Origin of the sequence: Streptomyces sp. NPDC101225 (assembly GCF_044767585.1) — a bacterium.
GTDB lineage: Bacteria > Actinomycetota > Actinomycetes > Streptomycetales > Streptomycetaceae > Streptomyces.
Window position 1 is genome coordinate 91,468 of the sequence record NZ_JBIWOE010000033.1, and the last position, 19,852, is coordinate 111,319.

12 protein-coding genes and 1 pseudogene are annotated in these 19,852 nt (G+C 71.9%); 11 read left to right on the plus strand and 2 right to left on the minus strand.

What is annotated here, in order from left to right; genetic code table 11:
- The first annotated feature begins 6 nt into the window (after window positions 1–6).
- The 5 genes from ACIRPX_RS34200 to ACIRPX_RS34220 are packed head-to-tail and all read left to right on the plus strand — an operon-like array spanning window position 7 to window position 8,006.
- A complete protein-coding gene (locus tag ACIRPX_RS34200) occupies window positions 7–942 on the plus strand; it encodes a carbohydrate ABC transporter permease (protein WP_404202588.1) in 936 nt (311 codons plus the stop codon).
- A gap of 32 nt (window positions 943–974) precedes the next feature.
- Window positions 975–3,389, plus strand: a complete 2,415-nt coding sequence (locus ACIRPX_RS34205) for a glycosyl hydrolase family 95 catalytic domain-containing protein (protein WP_404202591.1) — start codon at window positions 975–977, stop codon at window positions 3,387–3,389.
- The gene (locus ACIRPX_RS34210; protein WP_404202593.1) at window positions 3,383–4,420 is read left to right on the plus strand and encodes an acetylxylan esterase; all 1,038 of its coding nucleotides are present in this window, start codon (window positions 3,383–3,385) and stop codon (window positions 4,418–4,420) included. Before ACIRPX_RS34205 ends, ACIRPX_RS34210 begins: the two co-directional genes overlap by 7 nt.
- Entirely contained in the window at window positions 4,417–5,778 is a 1,362-nt protein-coding gene (locus tag ACIRPX_RS34215; protein ID WP_404202595.1) for an ABC transporter substrate-binding protein, read from the plus strand. The genes ACIRPX_RS34210 and ACIRPX_RS34215 overlap by 4 nt, the downstream gene beginning before the upstream one ends.
- Before the next feature lie 44 nt (window positions 5,779–5,822).
- The gene (locus ACIRPX_RS34220; RefSeq protein WP_404202597.1) at window positions 5,823–8,006 is read left to right on the plus strand and encodes an alpha-galactosidase; all 2,184 of its coding nucleotides are present in this window, start codon (window positions 5,823–5,825) and stop codon (window positions 8,004–8,006) included.
- A gap of 64 nt (window positions 8,007–8,070) precedes the next feature.
- Here ACIRPX_RS34220 and ACIRPX_RS34225 read toward each other — a convergent pair whose 3' ends face one another.
- Window positions 8,071–9,072 (minus strand): LacI family DNA-binding transcriptional regulator, encoded by a 1,002-nt coding sequence (locus ACIRPX_RS34225; protein ID WP_404202599.1) that lies wholly within the window; start codon window positions 9,070–9,072, stop codon window positions 8,071–8,073.
- 181 nt (window positions 9,073–9,253) lie between these two features.
- Here ACIRPX_RS34225 and ACIRPX_RS34230 point away from each other — a divergent pair, with 181 nt between their 5' ends.
- The 5 genes from ACIRPX_RS34230 (at window position 9,254) to ACIRPX_RS34250 (ending at window position 18,234) form a co-directional block, all read left to right on the plus strand.
- Complete coding sequence (locus tag ACIRPX_RS34230) at window positions 9,254–10,588, plus strand: ABC transporter substrate-binding protein (RefSeq protein WP_404202601.1); 1,335 nt, start codon at window positions 9,254–9,256, stop codon at window positions 10,586–10,588.
- Window positions 10,589–10,595: 7 nt separating this feature from the next.
- The gene (locus ACIRPX_RS34235; RefSeq protein ID WP_404202603.1) at window positions 10,596–11,549 is read left to right on the plus strand and encodes a carbohydrate ABC transporter permease; all 954 of its coding nucleotides are present in this window, start codon (window positions 10,596–10,598) and stop codon (window positions 11,547–11,549) included.
- 47 nt (window positions 11,550–11,596) lie between these two features.
- A complete protein-coding gene (locus ACIRPX_RS34240) occupies window positions 11,597–12,403 on the plus strand; it encodes a carbohydrate ABC transporter permease (protein ID WP_404202611.1) in 807 nt (268 codons plus the stop codon).
- 32 nt (window positions 12,404–12,435) lie between these two features.
- Entirely contained in the window at window positions 12,436–15,162 is a 2,727-nt protein-coding gene (locus ACIRPX_RS34245) for a glycosyl hydrolase-related protein (RefSeq protein ID WP_404202605.1), read from the plus strand.
- A gap of 93 nt (window positions 15,163–15,255) precedes the next feature.
- Window positions 15,256–18,234: a glycoside hydrolase family 2 TIM barrel-domain containing protein gene (locus ACIRPX_RS34250; RefSeq protein WP_404202607.1), complete on the plus strand. Its 2,979-nt coding sequence runs from the start codon at window positions 15,256–15,258 to the stop codon at window positions 18,232–18,234.
- A 44-nt stretch (window positions 18,235–18,278) separates the two neighbouring features.
- Here ACIRPX_RS34250 and ACIRPX_RS34255 read toward each other — a convergent pair.
- A pseudogene (locus tag ACIRPX_RS34255) lies at window positions 18,279–18,980 on the minus strand (DinB family protein); the annotation flags it as partial.
- A gap of 284 nt (window positions 18,981–19,264) precedes the next feature.
- On the opposite strand from ACIRPX_RS34255, the gene ACIRPX_RS34260 reads away from it, so the two are divergent.
- Window positions 19,265–19,852: ricin-type beta-trefoil lectin domain protein (locus tag ACIRPX_RS34260; protein WP_404202609.1), on the plus strand; the 588-nt coding region annotated here is incomplete at its 3' end.

Consider the following 19,852-nt stretch of genomic DNA (forward strand, 5'->3'; position numbering starts at 1 on the left):
CCCGTCATGGCAGTCGCCCTCACCCCCGGCCGGACGGTCACGCCGCACGAGCACACCCGCAGGCGCTCCCGCGTCTCCCCGGGCAGGATCGCGGCCTGGATCTACCTCGGCGTCATCGTCCTGGTCACGCTCTTCCCCTTCTACTGGATCCTGCGCACCGCGCTCTCCGACAACTACCAGCTGGCCACCAACCCCTCGTCGCCACTGCCGGTCGGCTTCACCTGGGGCGCCTTCCAACGCGTCCTCGGCCTCGCCTCCACCGCCGACGCACAGGCCCAGGGCGGCTCCGGCGCCTCCCTCGACATCGCGCTCTACCTGCGCAACTCACTGATCTACGCGAGCGTGCAGACCGCCCTGATCGTGCTGTTCTCCGCGTCGGCCGCGTACGCCTTCTCCCGGCTGCACTGGCGCGGCCGCAACCTCGTCTTCAATCTCCTCATCGCCGCGCTGATGGTCCCCACCGTCTTCACGCTGCTGCCCAACTTCGTCCTCGTCAAAGACCTCGGGCTGTCCGACACCTTCGGCGGACTGATCCTGCCCGGCGCCCTCTTCCAGGCCTTCACCCTCTTCTTCCTGCGGCAGTTCATGCTCGGCCTGAGCAACGAGGTCGAGGAGGCCGCCATCATCGACGGCGCGGGCCCGCTGCGGATCTTCCTCCGGATCATCCTGCCGATGTCGTCAGCGCCGATCGCCACGGTGTCGCTGCTGATGTTCGTCAACGCCTGGAACGACTACTTCTGGCCGCTGCTCATCACCAGCAGCCAGGACGTGCAGCCGCTCACGCTCGCGCTCGGAGTCTTCAAGCAGTCCTCGCCGCAGGCCGCCCCCGACTGGGCGGGCCTGATGGCCGCCGCCCTCGTCGCGGCGCTGCCGATGCTGCTGCTCTTCGTCGCCTTCGGCAGGCGCATCGTCAACTCCATCGGCTTCTCCGGTCTCAAATGACCGGGCGTACACCGCGATCGGACGGCACCGCCATGCACCCCGGCGACCTGCTGCTCAAGTGGCCCGCACCCGCCGCCGCCTGGACCGAGGCCGCCCCCGTCGGCAACGGCCGGCTGGGCGCCATGGTCTTCGGCGGCCCCCACCGGGCCCGCATCCAGATCAACGACTCCACCGTGTGGTCCGGCACACCCGGCGGCCCGGCCGCCGCCCTGGCCGCCGTCCGCGCGGCCGGCGCCGGACCGCGGCGGCTCGAAGAGGTCCGCACCGCCCTCCGTACCGGCGACCACGCAAGAGCCGAGCGACTGCTGTCGACCTTCCAGGGGTCCTACAGCCAGGAGTACCTTCCCTACGCCGACCTGCATCTGACCGTCGCGGGCGGCGAGCGGGCCGCTTACCTCGGCAGGACCCTCAACCTCGACACCGCGGTGGCCGAGGACCGCTTCCGCCTCGACGCGACCTCGGTGCACCGCCGGGTCTGGGCCGACGCCGTCACCGGCGCCCTGTGCACCACGCTCGACGCGGACGGCGGCACCGTGGACCTGGCCGTCGATCTGTCGACCCCCCTGCGGGAGGCGCACCGTTCGGCCACGCCGAAGCACCTGGCCGTGGGCATCGAGATCCCGGTGGACGGCGCTCCCGCGCATGAGCCGCAGGTCGCCGAGCCCCTGCGCTACGCCGACGGCCCGCTCGACGGCTACGACCCGTTCGCCGCGCTCGCCCTCGCCCTGCACACCGACGGCGAGGTGACCGTCGCCCACGGGAACCTGCTCGTCACCGGCGCCTCCCACGTCCTGCTCACGCTCGCCAGCTCCACCGCGGCCGCCCGGCACTGGCACGGCGCGGACCCCGCGGACCGCGCCACGCACCTGGCCCTCGCGAGCGACACCGCCGCCCAGGCCCTCGCACAGGGCGCCGGCCGCCTGCTCGACGGCCATGAGGCGGACGTACGCGCCCTGCTCGGCGGCACCTCACTGCGCATCGGCCCGCGCCGCCACGGAACCTACGACGTCGCCCGGGACATCCTGTGTGGCGACGACGAACTCCTCACCGCCACCGTGCTGTTCCAGCTCGGCCGCTACCTCCTGGCCACCGCGTCCCGCCCGCACACCGGTCCCCCGGCCACCCTTCAGGGCATCTGGAACGCCGACCTGCGCCCCGCCTGGTCGTCGAACTACACGATCAACATCAACACGCAGATGAACTACTGGGGCGCGGAGGCGGCCGGACTCTCCTCCTGCCACGCGCCCCTGTTCGACCTGCTCGACCGTATGGCCGCCCACGGCGCGCTGGTGGCACGGCAGTTGTACGGCGCCCGCGGCTGGGTCGCGCACCACAACAGCGACATGTGGGGCTGGGCGCTGCCCGTCGGCATGGGCCACGGCAGCCCCTCGTGGGCCCTGTGGATGACAGGTGGCGCCTGGCTGACCCAACACGTATGGGACCACTACGAGTTCACCCGCGACCCCGGCTTCCTGCGCGAGCGGGCCTGGCCCTTGCTGAGCGGCTGCGCGGAGTTCCTGCTCGACTGGCTGGTCGACGACGGCACCGGCTTCCTGGACACGCTCCCCTCCACCTCCCCCGAGAACCTCTTCCTCGTCGACGGCACGCCCAGGTCCCTGACGCGTTCCTCGGCGATCGACACCGCACTGGTCCGGGCGACCTTCGAGCGGACCGCGAAGGCGGCCGAGCTCCTCGGCCTGGACACGCCTCTCGCCGGCGCGGTGCGGGCCGCGCTGCGCCGACTGCGCCCGCCGCGGATCTCGGCGGAGGGCCGGCTCCAGGAGTGGGCGCAGGACCTGCCCGAGGCCGACCCGCACCACCGCCACCTCTCCCCCCTGATCGCCGTGCACCCGCTCGGCCTCGTCGATCCCGACACCGCGCCCGAACTGGCCGCGGCCGCACGGAAGTCGCTGGACCGCCGCGGTCCCGGCGCCATGGGATGGTCCTGGGCCTGGAAGACCGCCCTGCGGGCCCGTCTGCGCGACGCCGCGACGGCCCGCTCGCTGCTCCTGGAGGCGAGCCGCCCGCTCGACGGCGACCCCGCCCGCGACGCCCCGGCCGACGGTTCCCGGTGGGGAGGGCTGCTGCCCAACCTGTTCTCCACCCACCCGCCGTTCCAGATCGACGGCAACTACGGCTTCATGGCCGCCATCACCGAGATGGTGCTGCAGAGCCACACCGGCACGGTCCACCTGCTGCCCGCCCTGCCCGCGCAGTGGACCGACGGCCGGGCCACGGATCTGCGCTGCCGCGGCGGTCTCGCGGTCGACTTCAGCTGGGCCGACGGCGTCCCGGACGCGGTCACCGTGCGCCGCCTGGCCGGCGACGCGGACGAACCGGTCCGCGTCCGTCACCGCGACCGCACGACGGAGATACGCCTCCCGATCGGCCACCGGGCCGAACTCGACGCCGGCCTGCGGATGCGAGGGGAGCCGCTGCCGTGCTGACCGAGCAGGACGTGCCCGAGCTGTTCGCCTACCGCAGCGCCTACCGGGAGCCCACCGACTTCGACGCCTTCTGGCAGGACACGCTCGCCGAGGCACGTGCCGAGCGCCCGGCGTCGCTGGAACTGACGGCCGTCGACACCGGCCTGGAGACGGTCGACGTCCACGACGCCGTCCTCCCCGGCTTCGGCGGCCACCCGGTCCGCGGCTGGCTCCGCATGCCCCGGCACCGCACCGGACCGCTTCCGGCCGTCGTCCAGTTCCACGGCTACGGCAGCGGGCGCGGCGCCCCCGTCGACGACCTGCTGTGGGCGTCCGCCGGATACGCCCACCTGCTGGTGGACGCCCGCGGACAGGGCGGCGCCTGGGCGGGCGGCGGCGCGACACCCGACCCCACCGGCAGCGGACCCGCCCACCCCGGCTTCCTCACCCGCGGCATCGAGGACAAGGACTCCTACGTCTACAGGCGGGTGTTCACCGACGCCGTACGCGCCGTGGAGGCGCTGCGCAGCCGTGACGACCTCGTCGACCCGGCGCGGCTCGCCGTCGTCGGTCCCAGTCAGGGCGGCGGCATCGCCCTCGCGGTCGCCGGGCTGGTCCCCGGCCTGTCGGCCGCCCACTTCCAGGCACCCTTCCTCTGCGACATCCGCCAGGCCACCCGGCTCACCGGCGCCGACCCCTACGCCGAGCTCGTCGGCTACCTCGGCGCCCGCCGGGACCGGGTCGCGCAGACCTTCGAGACCCTCAGCTACTTCGACGGCCTGGCCTTCGCCCGCCGCGCCACCGCCCCGGCCTGGTTCTCCGCCGGGCTGCGCGACGAGGTGTGTCCACCCGTCACCACGATCGCCGCGTATCACGCCTACGCCGGTCCCCGGCAGCTGCGTCTGTGGGAGTTCAACGGCCATGACGCCGGCGGCTCCGAAGACCTGGCCATCGCCCTCGGCGCGTTCCGCGCGCTCCTCAAGACGTCGTCCCGTCCGCCGGTGCTGCCGTCCCCCGCACCCTCCGCGCCATCCCGAAAGAAGGTCCGATGAAACGCTCCACGGGAGTTCGCAAGGCCGTCGCGCTGGGCGCCACGCTCACCCTGGCGGCGGTGCTGTCCGCCTGCTCCGACGGCTCCTCCTCCGCCGGCGGCTCCAAGACCGTCAACTGGTGGACCTGGGACGACAAGCAGGCCGCCGCGTACCAGGTGTGCGCCACGGACTTCGAGAAGGCCAACCCCGGCGTCACGGTGAAGATCACCCAGTACAACGTCGACGACTACTTCACCAAGCTCACCGCGGGATTCGTGGCCGGCAACGCGCCCGACGCCTTCCAGAACAGCGTCCAGTTCTTCCAGGCGTACGCCTCCCAGCACCAGTTGATGCCGCTCGACGACTTCATCTCCCGCGACAGGTTCGACCTGTCCCGCTTCTCGGTCGGCGTGGACGCCTGGAAGTTCACCGACGGCAAGCAGTACGCCCTGCCCCTGGACTGGGCGGCGACCGGCCTCTACTACGACCAGGACGCCCTGGAGAAGGCCGGATACACCGAGAAGGACGTCGACTCGCTCGACTGGAACCCCGACGACGGCGGCACGCTCGGCAAGATGATCGCCCACATGACGATCGACACGAAGGGCCGCCGCGGCGACGAGCAGGGCTTCGACAAGTCCCACGTGAAGACGTACGGCTACGGGGAGGTCGCGGCCAAGGACTTCATCGGGCAGGTCACGTGGAGCCCCCTGGTGGACACCACGGGCTGGCGCCTCGGCGACAAGGCCACCTGGCCGACGGTGTTCAACTACGGCGACCCGCGGTTCGTGAGGACCATGGACTGGGTGCGTTCCCTGACGGACAAGGGCTACGCGCCCAGGATCGGCCAGTTCACCGACAGCGTCAGCGACATCGACCTGCTCTCCTCCGGCAAGGTCGCCATGGAGAGCGCCGGATCGTGGGAGGCCTCGACCTTCGTGAAGATCCCCGGCCTCAAGGTCGGCATCGCACCCACGCCCTACGGCCCCGACGGGAGGACCCGGGCCGTGCTGAGCAACTCCAACGGCAACAACATCTGGGCCGGGACCGGGAACGCCGGCCTCGCCTGGAAGTGGGTCTCCTACATGGGCAGCGAGGCGTGCCAGTCCAAGGCCTCGCTGACCGGCACCTTCTTCCCGTCGATCCCGGCCTCGATGGACGCCTCGGCCAAGGCACTGGCCGCGAAGGGCGTGGACCTGTCCGTCTTCACGGACATGATGAAGAACAAGGTCCTCTACCCGTCCCCGGTCTACGGCAACGGCGCCGCCCTCCAGGACACACTCCAACCGCTCTTCCAGGCCTACTTCGCCGGCCAGAAGGACGATTCCGTCTTCCCCGAGATGCAGAACAAGAGCAGGCAGCTGCTCGCGAAGAAGTGACTCACCCGCCCCACGACACCGCACCCTGAAAGGCAGGACTCCGCATGCCGGACACCACCGCGCGGATCCACACCCTGCGCGCGGCAGGCACCGCGCTGATCGTGGAGCTCACCGAGCCCGTGCCGAGAGTCCTGCACTGGGGGGCCGACCTGGGCGAGTTGCCGCCGGAGGCCCTGGCGGCACTCGTCCTCACCGGCGAACCCGCGGTGCTCAACAACTCCGTCGACATTCCGCGCCGGTTCACCGTCTGGCCCACCGAGGCCGACGGCTGGTCCGGCACGCCGGCCCACGAGGGCCACCTGGCCGGCACCTTCGCCGCACCGAGGCTGACGCTGACCGACAGCGTGTACCGTCCGCGGCCCGAGGGCGGGGAGCTGGCCCTCCGGCTCACCGACGAGGGAGCCGGTCTCGACGCCGTCGTCACCTACCGGCTGGAGCCGTCCGGTGTGCTGGGCGTGCGGACGACGCTCACCCGCCGGTCCGACGCCGATCCGGCGCCGTACGACCTCGCGCACGTCACGACGCTGCTGCCGTTGCCGCGACGGGCCGCCGAGGTCCTGGACTTCACCGGGAAGTGGAGCCGGGAGCGGTCCCCGCAGCGGCGCCCGCTGGCCTTCGGCAGCCATGTCCGGGAGGTACGGCGCGGAAAACCCGGACTGGACTCGCCGTATCAGGTCACCGTCGGCGTACCCGGGTTCGGCTTCCGCAGCGGGGAGGTCTGGGCGGTGCACATCGCCTGGAGCGGCGATCAGCGGTATCTGGTCGAGCAGTTGCCGGAGGGCGCCGGCACCCACGCGGCGGTGCTGGGCGGCGGCGAGCTGCTGCGTGCCGGGGAGATCCGGCTCGCGCCCGGCCAGTCGTACACCACTCCGGTGTCTCACTTCGCCTGGTCCGGCGAGGGGCTGGACGGGCTCGCCGACCGCTTCCACACCCTGCTGCGGGCCCGTCGCGGCCATCCGCGCCGTCCCCGCCCGGTGATCCTCAACAGCTGGGAGGCGGTGTACTTCGACCACGATCCGGACCGGCTGCTGCGGCTGGCCGACAAGGCCGCCGAGGTCGGTGTCGAGCGGTTCGTGCTGGACGACGGGTGGTTCCGCGGGCGCCGCTCGGACGACGCCGGGCTGGGCGACTGGACCGTGGACCCCGTGGTGTGGCCCGAGGGGCTGACGCCGCTGGTGGACCATGTCCGGTCGCTGGGCATGGAGTTCGGGCTGTGGGTCGAGCCGGAGATGGTCAACCTCGACTCCGACCTGGCCCGCGCGCACCCGGACTGGGTGCTCGGCCCGGCCCGTGGGATCGGGCCGCCCGCCCGCCATCAGCACATCCTGGACCTGTCCCACACCGGGGCCTGGCAGTATCTGCTGGACTCGCTGGACGCCCTGGTGGGGAAGTACGGCGTGGCCTACCTGAAGTGGGACCACAACCGGGAGCTCCACGAAGCCGTCCACGGCACGGCCGACCGGCCGGTCGCACACGCGCAGGTGCTGGCGCTCTACCGGCTCATGGAGGCGCTGAAGGAACGCCGTCCCGGGCTGGAGATCGAGAGCTGTGCCGCCGGGGGCGGGCGCATCGACCTGGGCATCCTGGAGCGCACGGACCGGGTCTGGGCCTCGGACTGCAACGATCCGCTGGAGCGCCAGGCCATCCAGCGCTGGACCGCGCAGCTGCTGCCGCCGGAGCTGGTCGGCACCCACGTCGGTCCCGGCACCAGCCACACCACCGGCCGGGTCGGCTCCGACTCGCTGCGGCTGGCCACCGCCCTGTTCGGGCACGCGGGCATCGAACAGGACCTCACCCGCTGCTCACCCGGCGAACTGGCCCGGATCACCGCCTGGACCGCGCTCCACCGCGAGCTGCGCCCCCTGCTCCACGGCGGGCGCACGGTCCGCGCCGACCTGGCCGACGAGGCGACGCTGCTGTACGGGGTGGTGGCGCACGACGCGTCCGCCGCGCTGTACTGCTGGGCCCGCCTGGCCACCTCGCCCGAGGGCCAGTACGGGCGGGTCCAGCTGCCCGGTCTCGCCCCGGGGGCGACGTATCAGGTGCGTGTGCGCACGGAGCTGGGCCTGCCGTCCTTCCACCAGACCGAGGGGCCCGCCTGGCTGCCGGCGGCCCTGGACGGGGGGCTCACCCTGCCGGGCCCGGTCCTGGCCCTGGCCGGACTGCCGATGCCGAACCTCAACCCCGGTCAGGCGCTCCTCCTCGAACTGCGCCGCACCGGGGCCTGACAGCGGGGTCCTGGCCGGTGCTGTGGCCGTAAATGCTCACCGGCCGCCCCTCCCGGCCGCAGCGCTAGGCGGACCCACGCAGCCGCAGTTCCGCCCCGACCGCCGCCTCGTCGCGGCTGAGCGGGCCGCTTCTGGTGAGCAGCCGGGCGGCCTGCTCCACGGTGAGCGCGCCGAGTGCCCGCGTGTCGAGGGCGACGGTGGTCAGCGGCGGTTCGACCAGGGTGCCGAGCTGCAGGCCGTCGAAGCCGATCACGGCGAGGTCTTCGGGGACGCGCCGTCCGAGCCCGCGTGCGGCGCGCAGGGCCCCGATGGCGATGATGTCGTTGAAGGTGAACACGGCGGTGACGTCCGGGTGTTCGGCGAGCAGTGCGCGCAGTGCGCCCTCGCCGCCCTCGATGCTCTGGTCGGCGCGGCTGACCGTGCCGGAGTCCAGTCCGCAGGCGGACATGGCGGCGTCGAACCAGCGGTGGCGGATGCTCGGCTCGGACCGGGTCGCGTGGTCGATCATGCCGATACGCCGGTGCCCCGTGTCCACGAGGTGCCTGATCGCGTCGCGGACGCCTCTCTCGCCGTCGATGCGGATCGCGCTGAACCGTTCGGCGCGGTGCTCCCGGTCGATGAGGACCACGGGGAGCCCCCGGGTCAGCTTGTCGATCTCCTCCTCCGGCAGGGTCAGATACCCCACGACGGCGTCCACCTGCGAGGCGATGACCTCCAGCGTGCCGCGCTCCTCCTCGACGCGGTCCCCGGTGTCGTAGACGACGACGTGCCAGCCCCGGGCGCGCGCCGCCTCCAGCGCGGCGGCGGCGACCTCCGTGAAGAAGGGGTTGAGCAGGTCCGGGATCACCAGGCCGACGCTGATCGTGTCCTGCCGCACGAGTCCCCGGGCGAACCGGCTCGGCCGGTATCCCAGTTCATGGGCCGCGTCGAGGACGCGCTGTTTGGTGGAGGCGTCGATCTCGCCCTTGTCGTTGAGGGCGCGCGACACGGTCTGCCGGGACACCCCGACGGCCCGTGCCACATCGTCGATCGTCACCCGGCGCGGGCCGGTCCCCGACGACGCCATCGTCCACCTCCGTCTGCGGGGTGCGCCCCCGGTCGGTGTGATTCCGGAGCCTTGACACTAGTCCTTACATCAGCGCAGACTCCGAATCGCTTGCTTCCGTGAGCGCTCACGTTACCGCTCACGGACCGTGGTTCCAACCCACCCAGCTACCGCCGCCAGTCGTTCTCTGGGAACGGAAAACATGAGCTGCACAGTCACCCGCACCCGCCTCGCCGCCATCGTCGCGGCCACCGGTATCGCCGTACTCTCCGGCTGCTCCTCGTCCGGTCCGTCGGACAAGGCGGCCGCGGCCTCCTGCGACCCCGCGAAGGGCAAGGTCACGCTCCAGTACTGGAACACCGTTCCGGGCATGGACAAGGTGGTCGCCCTCTGGAACGAGAAGCACCCGGACATCCAGGTGGAGACGAAGAACATCTCCAACGACCAGTACGGCGTCCTCGGCAACGCCCTCAAGGCGGGCAAGGCGCCGGACCTGGCGCAGGTCGGCTACGACGAGCTGCCCAACCTGCGCACCCAGAACGCCTTCGTGGACGCCTCGGCCTGCTCGGCGGCCACCGCCGCCAAGCCGAAGTTCGTGCCGTGGACCTGGTCGCAGACCAGCTTCGGCAACACCGGGGTGTTCGCCCTGCCGCAGGACACCGGCCCGATGGCCCTCTTCGTCCGCAGCGACCTCTTCAAGAAGTACGGCATCGCCGTCCCCAGGACCTGGGACGAGTACGCGGCCGCGGCCCGGCAGCTGCACCAGGCGGACCCCAGGCTCACGATCACGTTCTTCGACCCGAACAACGCCGAGTGGTTCAACGGACTCCTCTGGCAGAACAGCGCCAGGATGTACAGCTACTCCGGCGGCACGTGGCAGGTCACCGTCGAGTCCGAGAAGAGCAGACAGGTCGCGGACTACTGGCAGAAGCTGATCTCCGACAGGCTCGTGCGCACCGACCTCGCCAACGGCTCGACCCAGATGTACGCCGCGTACCAGAAGGACCGGATCGCCAGCTACGTCGGCGCGGCCTGGGGCTACAGCATGTTCCGCGACAACCTGCCCCAGCAGGCCGGCAAGTGGAGCGTCGTGCCGATGCCGACCTGGGGCGCGAACGGCTCCTCCGGCGACTGGGGCGGGTCGACCGTGGCGTTCATGAAGGGCTCCAAGCACCTCTACGAGTCGGTCGAGTTCAACACCTGGCTGAACACCGACCCCGAGGCCCTGGCGATGGAGAACAAGCTGGGCGGTCTCTACCCGGCGGCCGACGCCGGGCTTCGACTGCCCGCTCTGTCGAAGGGTGTTCCGTACTACAACAACCAGAAGATCTTCGACGTCTTCGCCGACTCCTCCAGGAAGATCGACACCAGCTTCGCCTGGGGCCCCACCCAGAAGACGGTGAACCTGGCGCTGCAGGACGCGATGGCCAGGGCGGCGGCAGGCGACGGCACGCTCGGCGACGCGCTCGCCAAGGCCCAGGCCACGGCGCTGAAGTCCATGAAGGACCAGGCGATCCCGGCCGCGGCGGGCAAGTGACCACCGCATGACCGACATCGCGACCCGCACGACCCGTGCGATCCGCGTGGCGCAGCCGCCCGGGGGCCGCCGTCCGCACGGCGGCGGCCCCCGGGCGGGCACGATCGCCGCGTTCCTCACCCCGTTCTTCCTGCCGTTCGTGCTGTTCTACCTGGTGCCGATCGGCTACGCGCTCTGGCAGAGCTTCCGCGTCGTACGGCGCACCGGCGGCCAGTACGGCACCTCGTACACCACCTTCGGCGGCTTCCACCAGTACGTGCAGGTTTTCCAGAACGGCGAGTTCTGGTCCAGCATCGGCCGCATCGGCCTGTTCGGCGTCGTGCAGGTGCCGGTCATGCTGTTCGTCGCCCTGATCATGGCGCTGCTGCTGGACACGCCGCTGCTGCGGCTCAAGCCGTTCTTCCGCATCACCGCGTTCATGCCGTACGCCGTGCCGGGTGTCATCGCCGCGATCATGTGGTCGTACCTCTACTCGCCCCAGCTCAGCCCGGTCGTCGACCTGCTGAACGGCATCGGCCTCAAGCCCGACTTCCTCGGCCCGGGCGCCGTGCTGTGGTCGACGGCGAACGTCTCGACCTGGCTGTGGACCGGCTACAACATGCTGATCATGTACTCGGCGCTGCAGTCGATCCCGCAGGAGCTCTACGAGGCGGCACGCATCGACGGCGCGGGCGACTGGACCGTCGCCTGGCGGATCAAGGTGCCGATCATCGCCCCGTCGATCGTCCTGACCACGGTCTTCTCCATCATCGGGACGCTCCAGCTCTACGCCGAGCCGGCCGTGCTGCGGCAGATCTCCTCGAACATCTCCAGCACGTTCACGCCCAACATGCTCGCCTACGCGGTGGCCTCCGGGAACAACTACCAGCAGGCGGCGGCGATCTCCGTGGTCATCGCCGTCATCACCTTCGTGCTGAGCTTCGGGTTCATGCGCCTGACGTCGAGGAGGGCCGGGCTGTGAGCCACCGACCCGCCGGCCGCGAGAGCCTCCCCGGCCGTACGGCCGTCATGGCGCTGATGCTCCTGCTGGCCGTCTACTTCATGCTGCCCGTCTACTTCCTGATCGTGGCGGCGACGAAGCCGCAGGGCGACCTCGCCTCCACCAACGGCCTCACCTTCTCCCACTTCCACCTGTTCGAGAACCTGCGCATCCTGTTCACCCGGAGCGACGGCATCTTCGGGCGGTGGGCGGTGAACACCGTGATCTACGCGGTGCTGGGCGCGGTGGTGGGGACGCTGATCTCGGCGCTGTGCGGCTACGCCCTCGCCAAGTTCCCCTTCCGCGGGCGGGAGTTCCTGTTCTCCGTCATCCTCGGCGGCGTACTGGTGCCCACCACCGCGCTGGCGCTGCCGCTGTTCCTGCTGTTCTCGGCGACCGGGATCGTCAACACCTACTTCGCGGTCTTCCTGCCCAGCATCGTCAGCCCGTTCGGGGTCTACCTGGCGCGTATCTTCGCGGGTGCCGCCGTACCGCAGGAGCTGATCGAGTCGGCGCGCCTGGACGGCGCGGGCGAGTTCCGCACCTTCTTCTCGGTGGCGTTCAGGCTGATGACGCCGGCGCTGGTGACCATCTTCCTGTTCCAGTTCGTGGCCATCTGGAACAACTTCTTCCTGCCGATGGTGATGCTCCAGAAGGAGTCGCTGTTCCCGATCACGCTCGGCCTGTTCGAGTGGAACGGCCAGACCGCGCGGGCCCCGCTGCTCCAGGAGTCCGTGATCACCGGCTCGCTGGTGTCGATCGTGCCCGTGATCGTCGTGTTCGTCCTGCTCCAGCGGTTCTGGCGCACGGGGCTTGCCGCCGGGTCCCTCAAATGACGCCCCCATCCACCCGGAAAGGGTCCGTCCGCATGTCCCACTCCGCTGTGTTCGTGCCCCACTTCCACTGGGACCGCGAGTGGTACGAACCGTTCCAGGTCTTCCGGCACCGGCTCGTCACCGCGCTCGACACCGTGCTGGAGACCGCCGAGGCCGATCCGGACTTCCGCTTCACCGTCGACGGCCAGATGGCGGCGGTCGAGGACTATCTGGAGATGCGGCCCGACAACCGCGACCGCGTCGCCGCCCTGGTCCGCGAGGGGCGGCTCGCCGTCGGGCCGTGGCTGATCCTGCTCGACGAGTTCCTCTGCTCCGGCGAGACCATCGTGCGCAATCTGCAGCGGGGCTGGGCGGTGGCGGAGCGCCTCGGCGGCGCGATGCCGGTCGGCTATCTGCCGGACATGTTCGGCCATGTCGCGCAGATGCCGCAGATCCTGGCCCGCGCGGGGATCGAGCACGCGGCGCTGTGGCGCGGTGTGCCGGGCTCGGTGGACGGTCACGCCTTCCGCTGGCGCGCGCCCGACGGCTCCGAGGTGCGCACCGAGTTCCTCTTCGACGGCTACGACAACGGTCTCGACGTTCTGCTGGTGCCCGACCGGATCGGCAGCGCGCTGGGCGAGTACGACCGGATGACCGCCGAACGGTGGGGCAACGACCCGGTGCTGGCGATGGCGGGCACCGACCACAGCGCGCCCGACCCGCGGCTGGCGGCCTGGCTGCGGCGCGCCTCGGGCGAGGAGCGCCCGATCACCCTCGCGACGCTCGACGAGTACGTCCGCGAGCACGTGCGGGACGAGGCGCGCTCCGTCGTCACCGGGGAGCTGCGCAGCCATGTGCGCGGCAACATCCTCCCCGGTGTGCTGTCCGTACGGCTCGGACTCAAGCAGCGCATGGCCGTGGCCGAGCGCACCGTCGACCACGCGGAGCGCATGAACGCGCTGTGGTCCGGCCGGGACGACTCCGCGTTCCTCGCCCTGGCCTGGCACAAGATCATCGAGTCGACCGCCCACGACTCGGTCGTCGGCTCCGGCACCGACGAGACCTGTGACCAGGTCGCGGCACGCCTCGAAGAGGCCGCGCAGACGGCCCGGGCGGTACGGGACGCGGCACTCGCCGAGCCGGCCGCCCGGGTGCCGAGCGACGGCCATCTGGTCGCCAACCCGCTGCCGGTGGCGCGTACGGCGCTGGTCGAGGTGGATGTGGCGGCTCCCGCCGAGGGGGTCGCGCTGATCGCGGCCACCGCCGACGGATCGTCGCATCCGGTGCAGCTGGTCTCCGCGGCCCCGACCGTGCTCGGGGACGAGCGCCTGGACGCCTCGCAGCTGGAGCGCGTGCTGCGCCGCATCCACCGCCGCGAACTGTTCGGCCGGCAGATCGACCACTACGAACTCACCCCCCACTCGCTGGTGTTCCGTCTCGCCGAGGTGCCGGCCGGCGGGCCGTTCGATCTGATGGTCCTGCGCCGCGAGGTCGCCGCCGCGGCGTCCGCGCATCCGGGCGGATGGCGGGTGCGGACGCTGACCCAGGCCCGCGCCACCGCGCTGGTGGCCGTGCCCGTCCCGGCCTGCGGACTGGCCGCTCTGCGGGTCGGGCCGGGCGAGGTCCCCGACGCCACGCCGAGGTCCGCACCCGCCACGGCCACCCCCGGCACGCTCTCCAACGGACTGGTCGAGGTGGTGGTCGCCGCCGACGGCACGCTGGAGGTGACCGGTGCCGACGGCACGGTCCTGACCGGCGTCGGCCGGCTCGTCGACGGAGGCGACCGCGGCGACAGCTACAACTACGCGCCGCCGGCGCTGGACGCGCCCGTCTCGGAGCCGACCGGGGTCACCGTCGACGTCCTCGAGAACGGCCCGCTGCGCTCCCGGGCGCGGGTCACACGTGTCTACGAGTGGCCCGCCGCGCTCTCCTGCGACCGTGACGTGCGCGGCTACCGCACGGTGCCGACGCCCGTCGAGATGGTGGTGGAGCTGCGCGCGGGCGAGCCGTTCGTACGTATCTCCACGTCGTTCCTCAACCAGTGCGCCGACCACCGGCTGCGCTTCCACGTGCCGCTGCCCGAGCCGGTGACGACGTCGGCGTCGGCGGGTCAGTTCGCCGTCACCGAGCGGGGGCTGACCGCCGAGGGCGGCTGGGGCGAGCATCCGCTGCCGACCTTCCCCGCGAGTTCCTTCGTCACGGCGGGACCGGCCACCGTCCTGCTCGGCCACTCCGCCGAGTACGAGATCGTCGACGACGGCTCGGTGCTCGCCCTCACGCTGCTGCGCGCCGTCGGCTCGATCAGCGTCAACATCCATCCGCTGCGTGACGAGCCGGCGGCGAGCGAGATCCCGGTGCCCGGCGCGCAGGAGCTCGGCACGCGGATCGAGCACCGCTTCGCCGTCCTGCCCTCGGCGGCCGGCCGGCCGGATGCCGGCACGGTCGCCCTGGCCGAGGAGTTCCGCAACGACGTACTCGTGGTGCGCGGGACGGCGCCGGGCGGCGGGCCGCTGCCCGAGGACACGACCGGCGTGCGGGTCGAGGGCCGGGACGTCCAGGTCTCGGCCCTGCGCCGGGTGGCCGACGACGCGGGCGGGACGGGCGTCGAGATCCGGCTGGTCGCGATGAGCGACACCGCGACCGACGTCCGGGTGACCGGGCCGTTCACGCAGGCCACCACGGTCGACCTGCTCGGCCGCCCGCTCGCCTCCGTGCCGGTGCGGGACGGGGCCGAACTCACCCTCGGACCATGGGAGATCCGCACCGTCGTGCTCAGCTGACCGGATCCGGGCCGCGTGCCCGACGGCCGCATCCGGACGGCCGACCACTCCTGCGCGCACAGCGCCTGTCGCCCTCCAGAAAGTTGTGACCTCTTGCCTTACGAACTCCCCGCACGTGTTTCGGACACCGCACCAGGGCGTGGCGCGCTGCGGCCCGCACGCTCATGGCTGCATTCCGACGCCCCCTCGCTCTCCCTCAACGGGCCCTGGCGGTTCCGTCTCTCCCCCACGGCGTCCGTGCCGGAGGACTTCGCGGCCGAGGGCTTCGACGACGGCGGCTGGGACAGCATCCCGGTGCCCTCGCACTGGGTGCTGCAGGGCGACGGTGCCCACGGCCGGCCGATCTACACGAACGTCCGGTTCCCGTTCCCGATCGACCCCCCGCACGTCCCGGACGAGAACCCCACCGGCGACTACCGCCGCCTCTTCGACGTTCCCGCGGGCTGGCCGGACGCCGGCCGTGTCGTGCTGCGCTTCGACGGCGTCGAGTCGCTCTTCCGGGTGTGGGTCAACGGCGTGGAGGTGGGCAGCGCGAGCGGCAGCCGGCTGGCCCACGAGTTCGACGTGACGTCCGAGGTGCGCCCGGGCGCCAACGTGGTCGCCGTGCGCGTGCACCAGTGGTCGGCGGCCAGCTACCTCGAGGACCAGGACCAGTGGTGGCTGCCGGGCATCTTCCGCGACGTCACCCTGCTCGCCCGGCCGGACGGAGGCATCGAGGACGTCTGGCTGCGCACCGGCTACGACGACGGACGCGGGCGGGTCGACCCGGAGGTCTGCGCCGGTCCGGCGGCCTTCCCCGTCACCTTGCGCATCCCCGAACTGGGCGTCGAGCGCGTGTGGGCCTCGGCGGCCGACGTGGCCCCGGTCGAGGTGGCCGGGGTGGAGCCCTGGTCGGCCGAGCGGCCTCGGCTGTACGAGGCCACCGTCTCCTCGGCCGCGGAGAGCATCACCCTGCGCGTGGGCTTCCGTACGGTCGAGATCCGCGGTGACCGGTTCCTGGTCAACGGCCGCCGTGTCGTCTTCCGCGGGGTGAACCGGCACGAGACCCACCCCGAGCGCGGCCGCGTCTTCGACGAGGCGCACGCGCGCGAGGACCTGGCCCGTATGAAGCGGTTCAACGTCAACGCCATCCGCACCAGCCACTACCCGCCCCACCCCCGGCTGCTCGACCTCGCGGACGAACTCGGCTTCTGGGTCGTGCTCGAGTGCGACCTGGAGACCCACGGCTTCGGCAAGGTCGACTGGGCCGGGAACCCGAGCGACGACCCCACCTGGCGCGCGGCCTGTCTCGACCGCGTCCGGCGCACCGTCGAGCGGGACAAGAACCACCCCAGCATCGTGATCTGGTCGCTGGGCAACGAGGCGGGGACCGGCAGCAACCTCGCCGCCATGTCGGCCTGGGTCCACGCCCGCGACGCCGAGCGCCCCGTGCATTACGAGGGCGACTACACCGGCGACTACACGGACGTCTACTCGCGCATGTACCCCTCGGTCCTGGAGACCGAGCAGATCGGCACCGACGGTTCCCGGGCACCGCTGCTCGGCTGCACCCCCGCGCAGGGCGCCCGGCAGCGGACCAAGCCCTTCCTGCTGTGCGAGTACGCCCACGCGATGGGCAACGGCCCGGGCGCCCTCGACCAGTACGAGGCCCTGGTGCATCGGTACCCGCGGCTGCACGGCGGGTTCGTCTGGGAATGGCGCGATCACGGCATCCTCGCCACGGCCGCCGACGGAACGCCGTACTACGCCTACGGCGGCGACTTCGGCGAGGTCGTGCACGACGGCAACTTCGTGATGGACGGCATGGTGCTGAGCAACGACGTGCCGACGCCGAGCCTGTACGAGTTCAAGGCGGTCGTCCAGCCGGTCCGTTTCACCTTCGACGGCGACGAGGTCGCCCTCACCAACCTGCGCCACACGGCCGACACCTCGGACCTGCGCTTCCGCTGGCGCGTGGAGCACGACGGAACGCTCGTGGAGTCGGGCGACCTGGACGCGCCCGTCGTCGCGGCCGGGGAATCCGGCCGGGTGCCGCTGCCACCGGTCGCGGTGTCCCCGGACGCCGAGACGTGGCTGACGATCGACGCCGTGTTGGCGGCGGAGACCGCGTGGGCTCCCGCGGGGCACGTGGTGGCAACCGCCCAGCTGGACCGGTCGGTCCGGCTCCCCGTCCCCGCCGTCCGGCACCGGGCCGCATGGCGACCGGCCGCGGGGACGCTGACCCTCGGCATCGCCGAGTTCGTCGACGGAACGCTCGTCCGCCTCGCCGACCGCGCCGTGGCCGGACCCCGGCTGGAGCTGTTCCGCGCGCCGACCGACAACGACGAAGGCACGTCCGACCGGCTCGACGGGAGCGACGACAGCTTCGCCGAGCTGTCCAGCGCCGATCTGTGGCGACGGGAGGGTCTGCACCGGCTGACCTCGCGGCGCGTCTCGGTGGAGGAGGCCCCCGACGCGCTGCGCACCGTCGACAAGGTCTCCGCCGCGGACTCCGCGCTGTACGTGATGGTGGAGTCCGTCTGGTCGCTGGACGACGGCGAGCTGGAGCTGCGCGTGGAGATCCAGCCCTCGCACGGCTGGCGGACGGTGTGGCCGCGGATCGGGGTCCGCTTCGACCTGCCCGACGGGACGGCCCCCGTCGACGCCGCCGAGTGGTTCGGCCGGGGGCCGCTCGAGTCCTACCCCGACAGTCTGCACGCGGCACGCACGGGCCGTTTCTCGGCCACCGTCGACGAACTGCGGGTCGACTACGCCCACCCGCAGGAGACAGGACACCGCTCCGCCCTGCGCCGGCTGACGCTGAAGGCCGGCGACTCGGAGGTGCTGTCCCTGGTGGCCCTGCCCGACGCGCGGGGCCGCCGCCCCGGTTTCACCCTCGGCCGCCACACCCCGCAGCAGATCGCGGCGGCCGGCCACCCCTTCGAGCTCCCCGACTCGACCACGAGTCACCTGTTCGTCGACGCGGCGCAGCACGGCCTCGGTTCACGGGCCTGCGGACCCGATGTGTGGCCCGAGTTCGCGCTGCGCCCCGAAGCCCGCACGATCAGGCTGCGGATCACCGCGACGCGGTGAGGACGGGCCGCCGCTCCCCGAGCACCCTCGGTGCGAGGGGAGCGGCGCGCTCGCCAGAGGTCACGGAGCAGCGCGATCTCGGCCATGTGGTGGATGAGTTCGAGGTTGATGCCCCACAGGACGGCGATGTGGGGCTCGTCGGGATGGGAGCCGTACGGGTACTGCCAGAGCCCGACCGTGTCGAGCTGTTCGTCGCTCAGGGTCGCCACGCTCTCGCGCCGGCGGTCCACCGTCGCCCACAGCCGTTCGACCGCCAGGGCGGCGCTGGGGGTGAAGTCGACCAGGTCGTGCGGGTCCCGGCGCCGTTCGCCGAAGGTCCACTCCCAGTCGCCCGCGACGTCGGAGTGCAGATGCCCCAGCCGCCAGGCGATCGTGGTCACCGGCGACGCGTCGGGCTCGCCCGGGCCGGTGTGGGCGAGGACCTGCTCGACCCGCTCGACGCTCACGCTCCAGTCCAGGGCGACCTTCTCGATCGCCATGCCGCCGGCCACCTGCCGTGCCACCTCGGCGTATTCGCTCGCCGGGATGTCCGCGGCGCCTTTGTCCAGCACCCACTCGCCCGGCCCGAACGCCCTCGGGGTCCGCGCCTCGCCCCTGCGGCGGACGGACGAGGAACCGGGTGCCGGCTCCCACACGTACTCCTCGTCGCCGAGGCCGGTGAGCCGCACCTGGGCCATCTCCCTGGCGCAGTCGAACTGGTCGAGCAGAGGGCCGAATCGGTCGGTCCGGACGCCCGCTGTCTCCATGCCCTCTCCCCCGTCGCCCTGCCGGTCGTCCGTCCCGTTCCGCTCCCGCGGAGGCCAACGGTCCACGCCGGCCGGCCGCGACGCATTTCCGCGTCCACGGCCCGTGCCGGGACCTCCCGGCAGGACCTCTTCAACTCCCTTCCCTCAACTCTTACTTCATATCTTGACGAAAGTGGTCCATACCTTTAGTTTCACCGGGCGACACCACCCCCGTACGTGCACTCGTCCGTTCACAGGATGAACGCGGCCCCGAGCGCCCCACCCCCCACGAAAGGCCGTTCGCCATGGCCAGAACGAGATCTCTGCCCGCGTCCGCCGCGCTGGCGGTCACCGCTCTCACCCTCTCCACCGCCCTGCTCTCCGCCTCCCCCGCCCAGGCCGCCACCGGCACGATCACCGGCCTGGCCGGCAAGTGCCTCGACGTCGCCGGCGCCAACTCCGCAAACGGCACCGCCGTCCAGCTCTACGACTGCAACGGCACCGCGGCCCAGCAGTGGAGCGTCGGCAGCGACGGCACCATCAGGGCCCTCGGCAAGTGCCTTGACGTGACCGGCAATTCGACCGCCGACGGCGCCCAGCTCCAGCTGTGGAGCTGCACGGGCGGCGCGAACCAGCGGTGGACGGTCACCGCCGCGCACGACATCGTCAACCCGCAGGCGAACAAGTGCATGGACGCCACCGGCAACTCCTCGGCCAACGGCACCCGCGCCCAGATCTGGAGCTGCACCGGCGCGGCCAACCAGAAGTGGACCGCGCCCTCCTCCGGCGGCTCCACCCCGTCCGCGCCGATGGCGGTGGCGCCGTACCTCTACAACGGCTGGGGCGACCCGCCGAGCCCCACCACGATCACCGACGCCACCGGCGTGAAGTGG

Excerpts from the sequence above, each read along its gene's own strand:
- ACIRPX_RS34200 (WP_404202588.1), top strand. The coding sequence starts at position 7 with ATGGCAGTCGCCCTCACCCCCGGCCGGACGGTCACGCCGCACGAGCAC.
- ACIRPX_RS34205 (WP_404202591.1), top strand. The coding sequence starts at position 975 with ATGCACCCCGGCGACCTGCTGCTCAAGTGGCCCGCACCCGCCGCCGCC.
- ACIRPX_RS34215 (WP_404202595.1), top strand. The coding sequence starts at position 4,417 with ATGAAACGCTCCACGGGAGTTCGCAAGGCCGTCGCGCTGGGCGCCACG.
- ACIRPX_RS34220 (WP_404202597.1), top strand. The coding sequence starts at position 5,823 with ATGCCGGACACCACCGCGCGGATCCACACCCTGCGCGCGGCAGGCACC.
- ACIRPX_RS34225 (WP_404202599.1), bottom strand. The coding sequence starts at position 9,072 with ATGGCGTCGTCGGGGACCGGCCCGCGCCGGGTGACGATCGACGATGTG.
- ACIRPX_RS34230 (WP_404202601.1), top strand. The coding sequence starts at position 9,254 with ATGAGCTGCACAGTCACCCGCACCCGCCTCGCCGCCATCGTCGCGGCC.
- ACIRPX_RS34235 (WP_404202603.1), top strand. The coding sequence starts at position 10,596 with ATGACCGACATCGCGACCCGCACGACCCGTGCGATCCGCGTGGCGCAG.
- ACIRPX_RS34240 (WP_404202611.1), top strand. The coding sequence starts at position 11,597 with ATGGCGCTGATGCTCCTGCTGGCCGTCTACTTCATGCTGCCCGTCTAC.
- ACIRPX_RS34245 (WP_404202605.1), top strand. The coding sequence starts at position 12,436 with ATGTCCCACTCCGCTGTGTTCGTGCCCCACTTCCACTGGGACCGCGAG.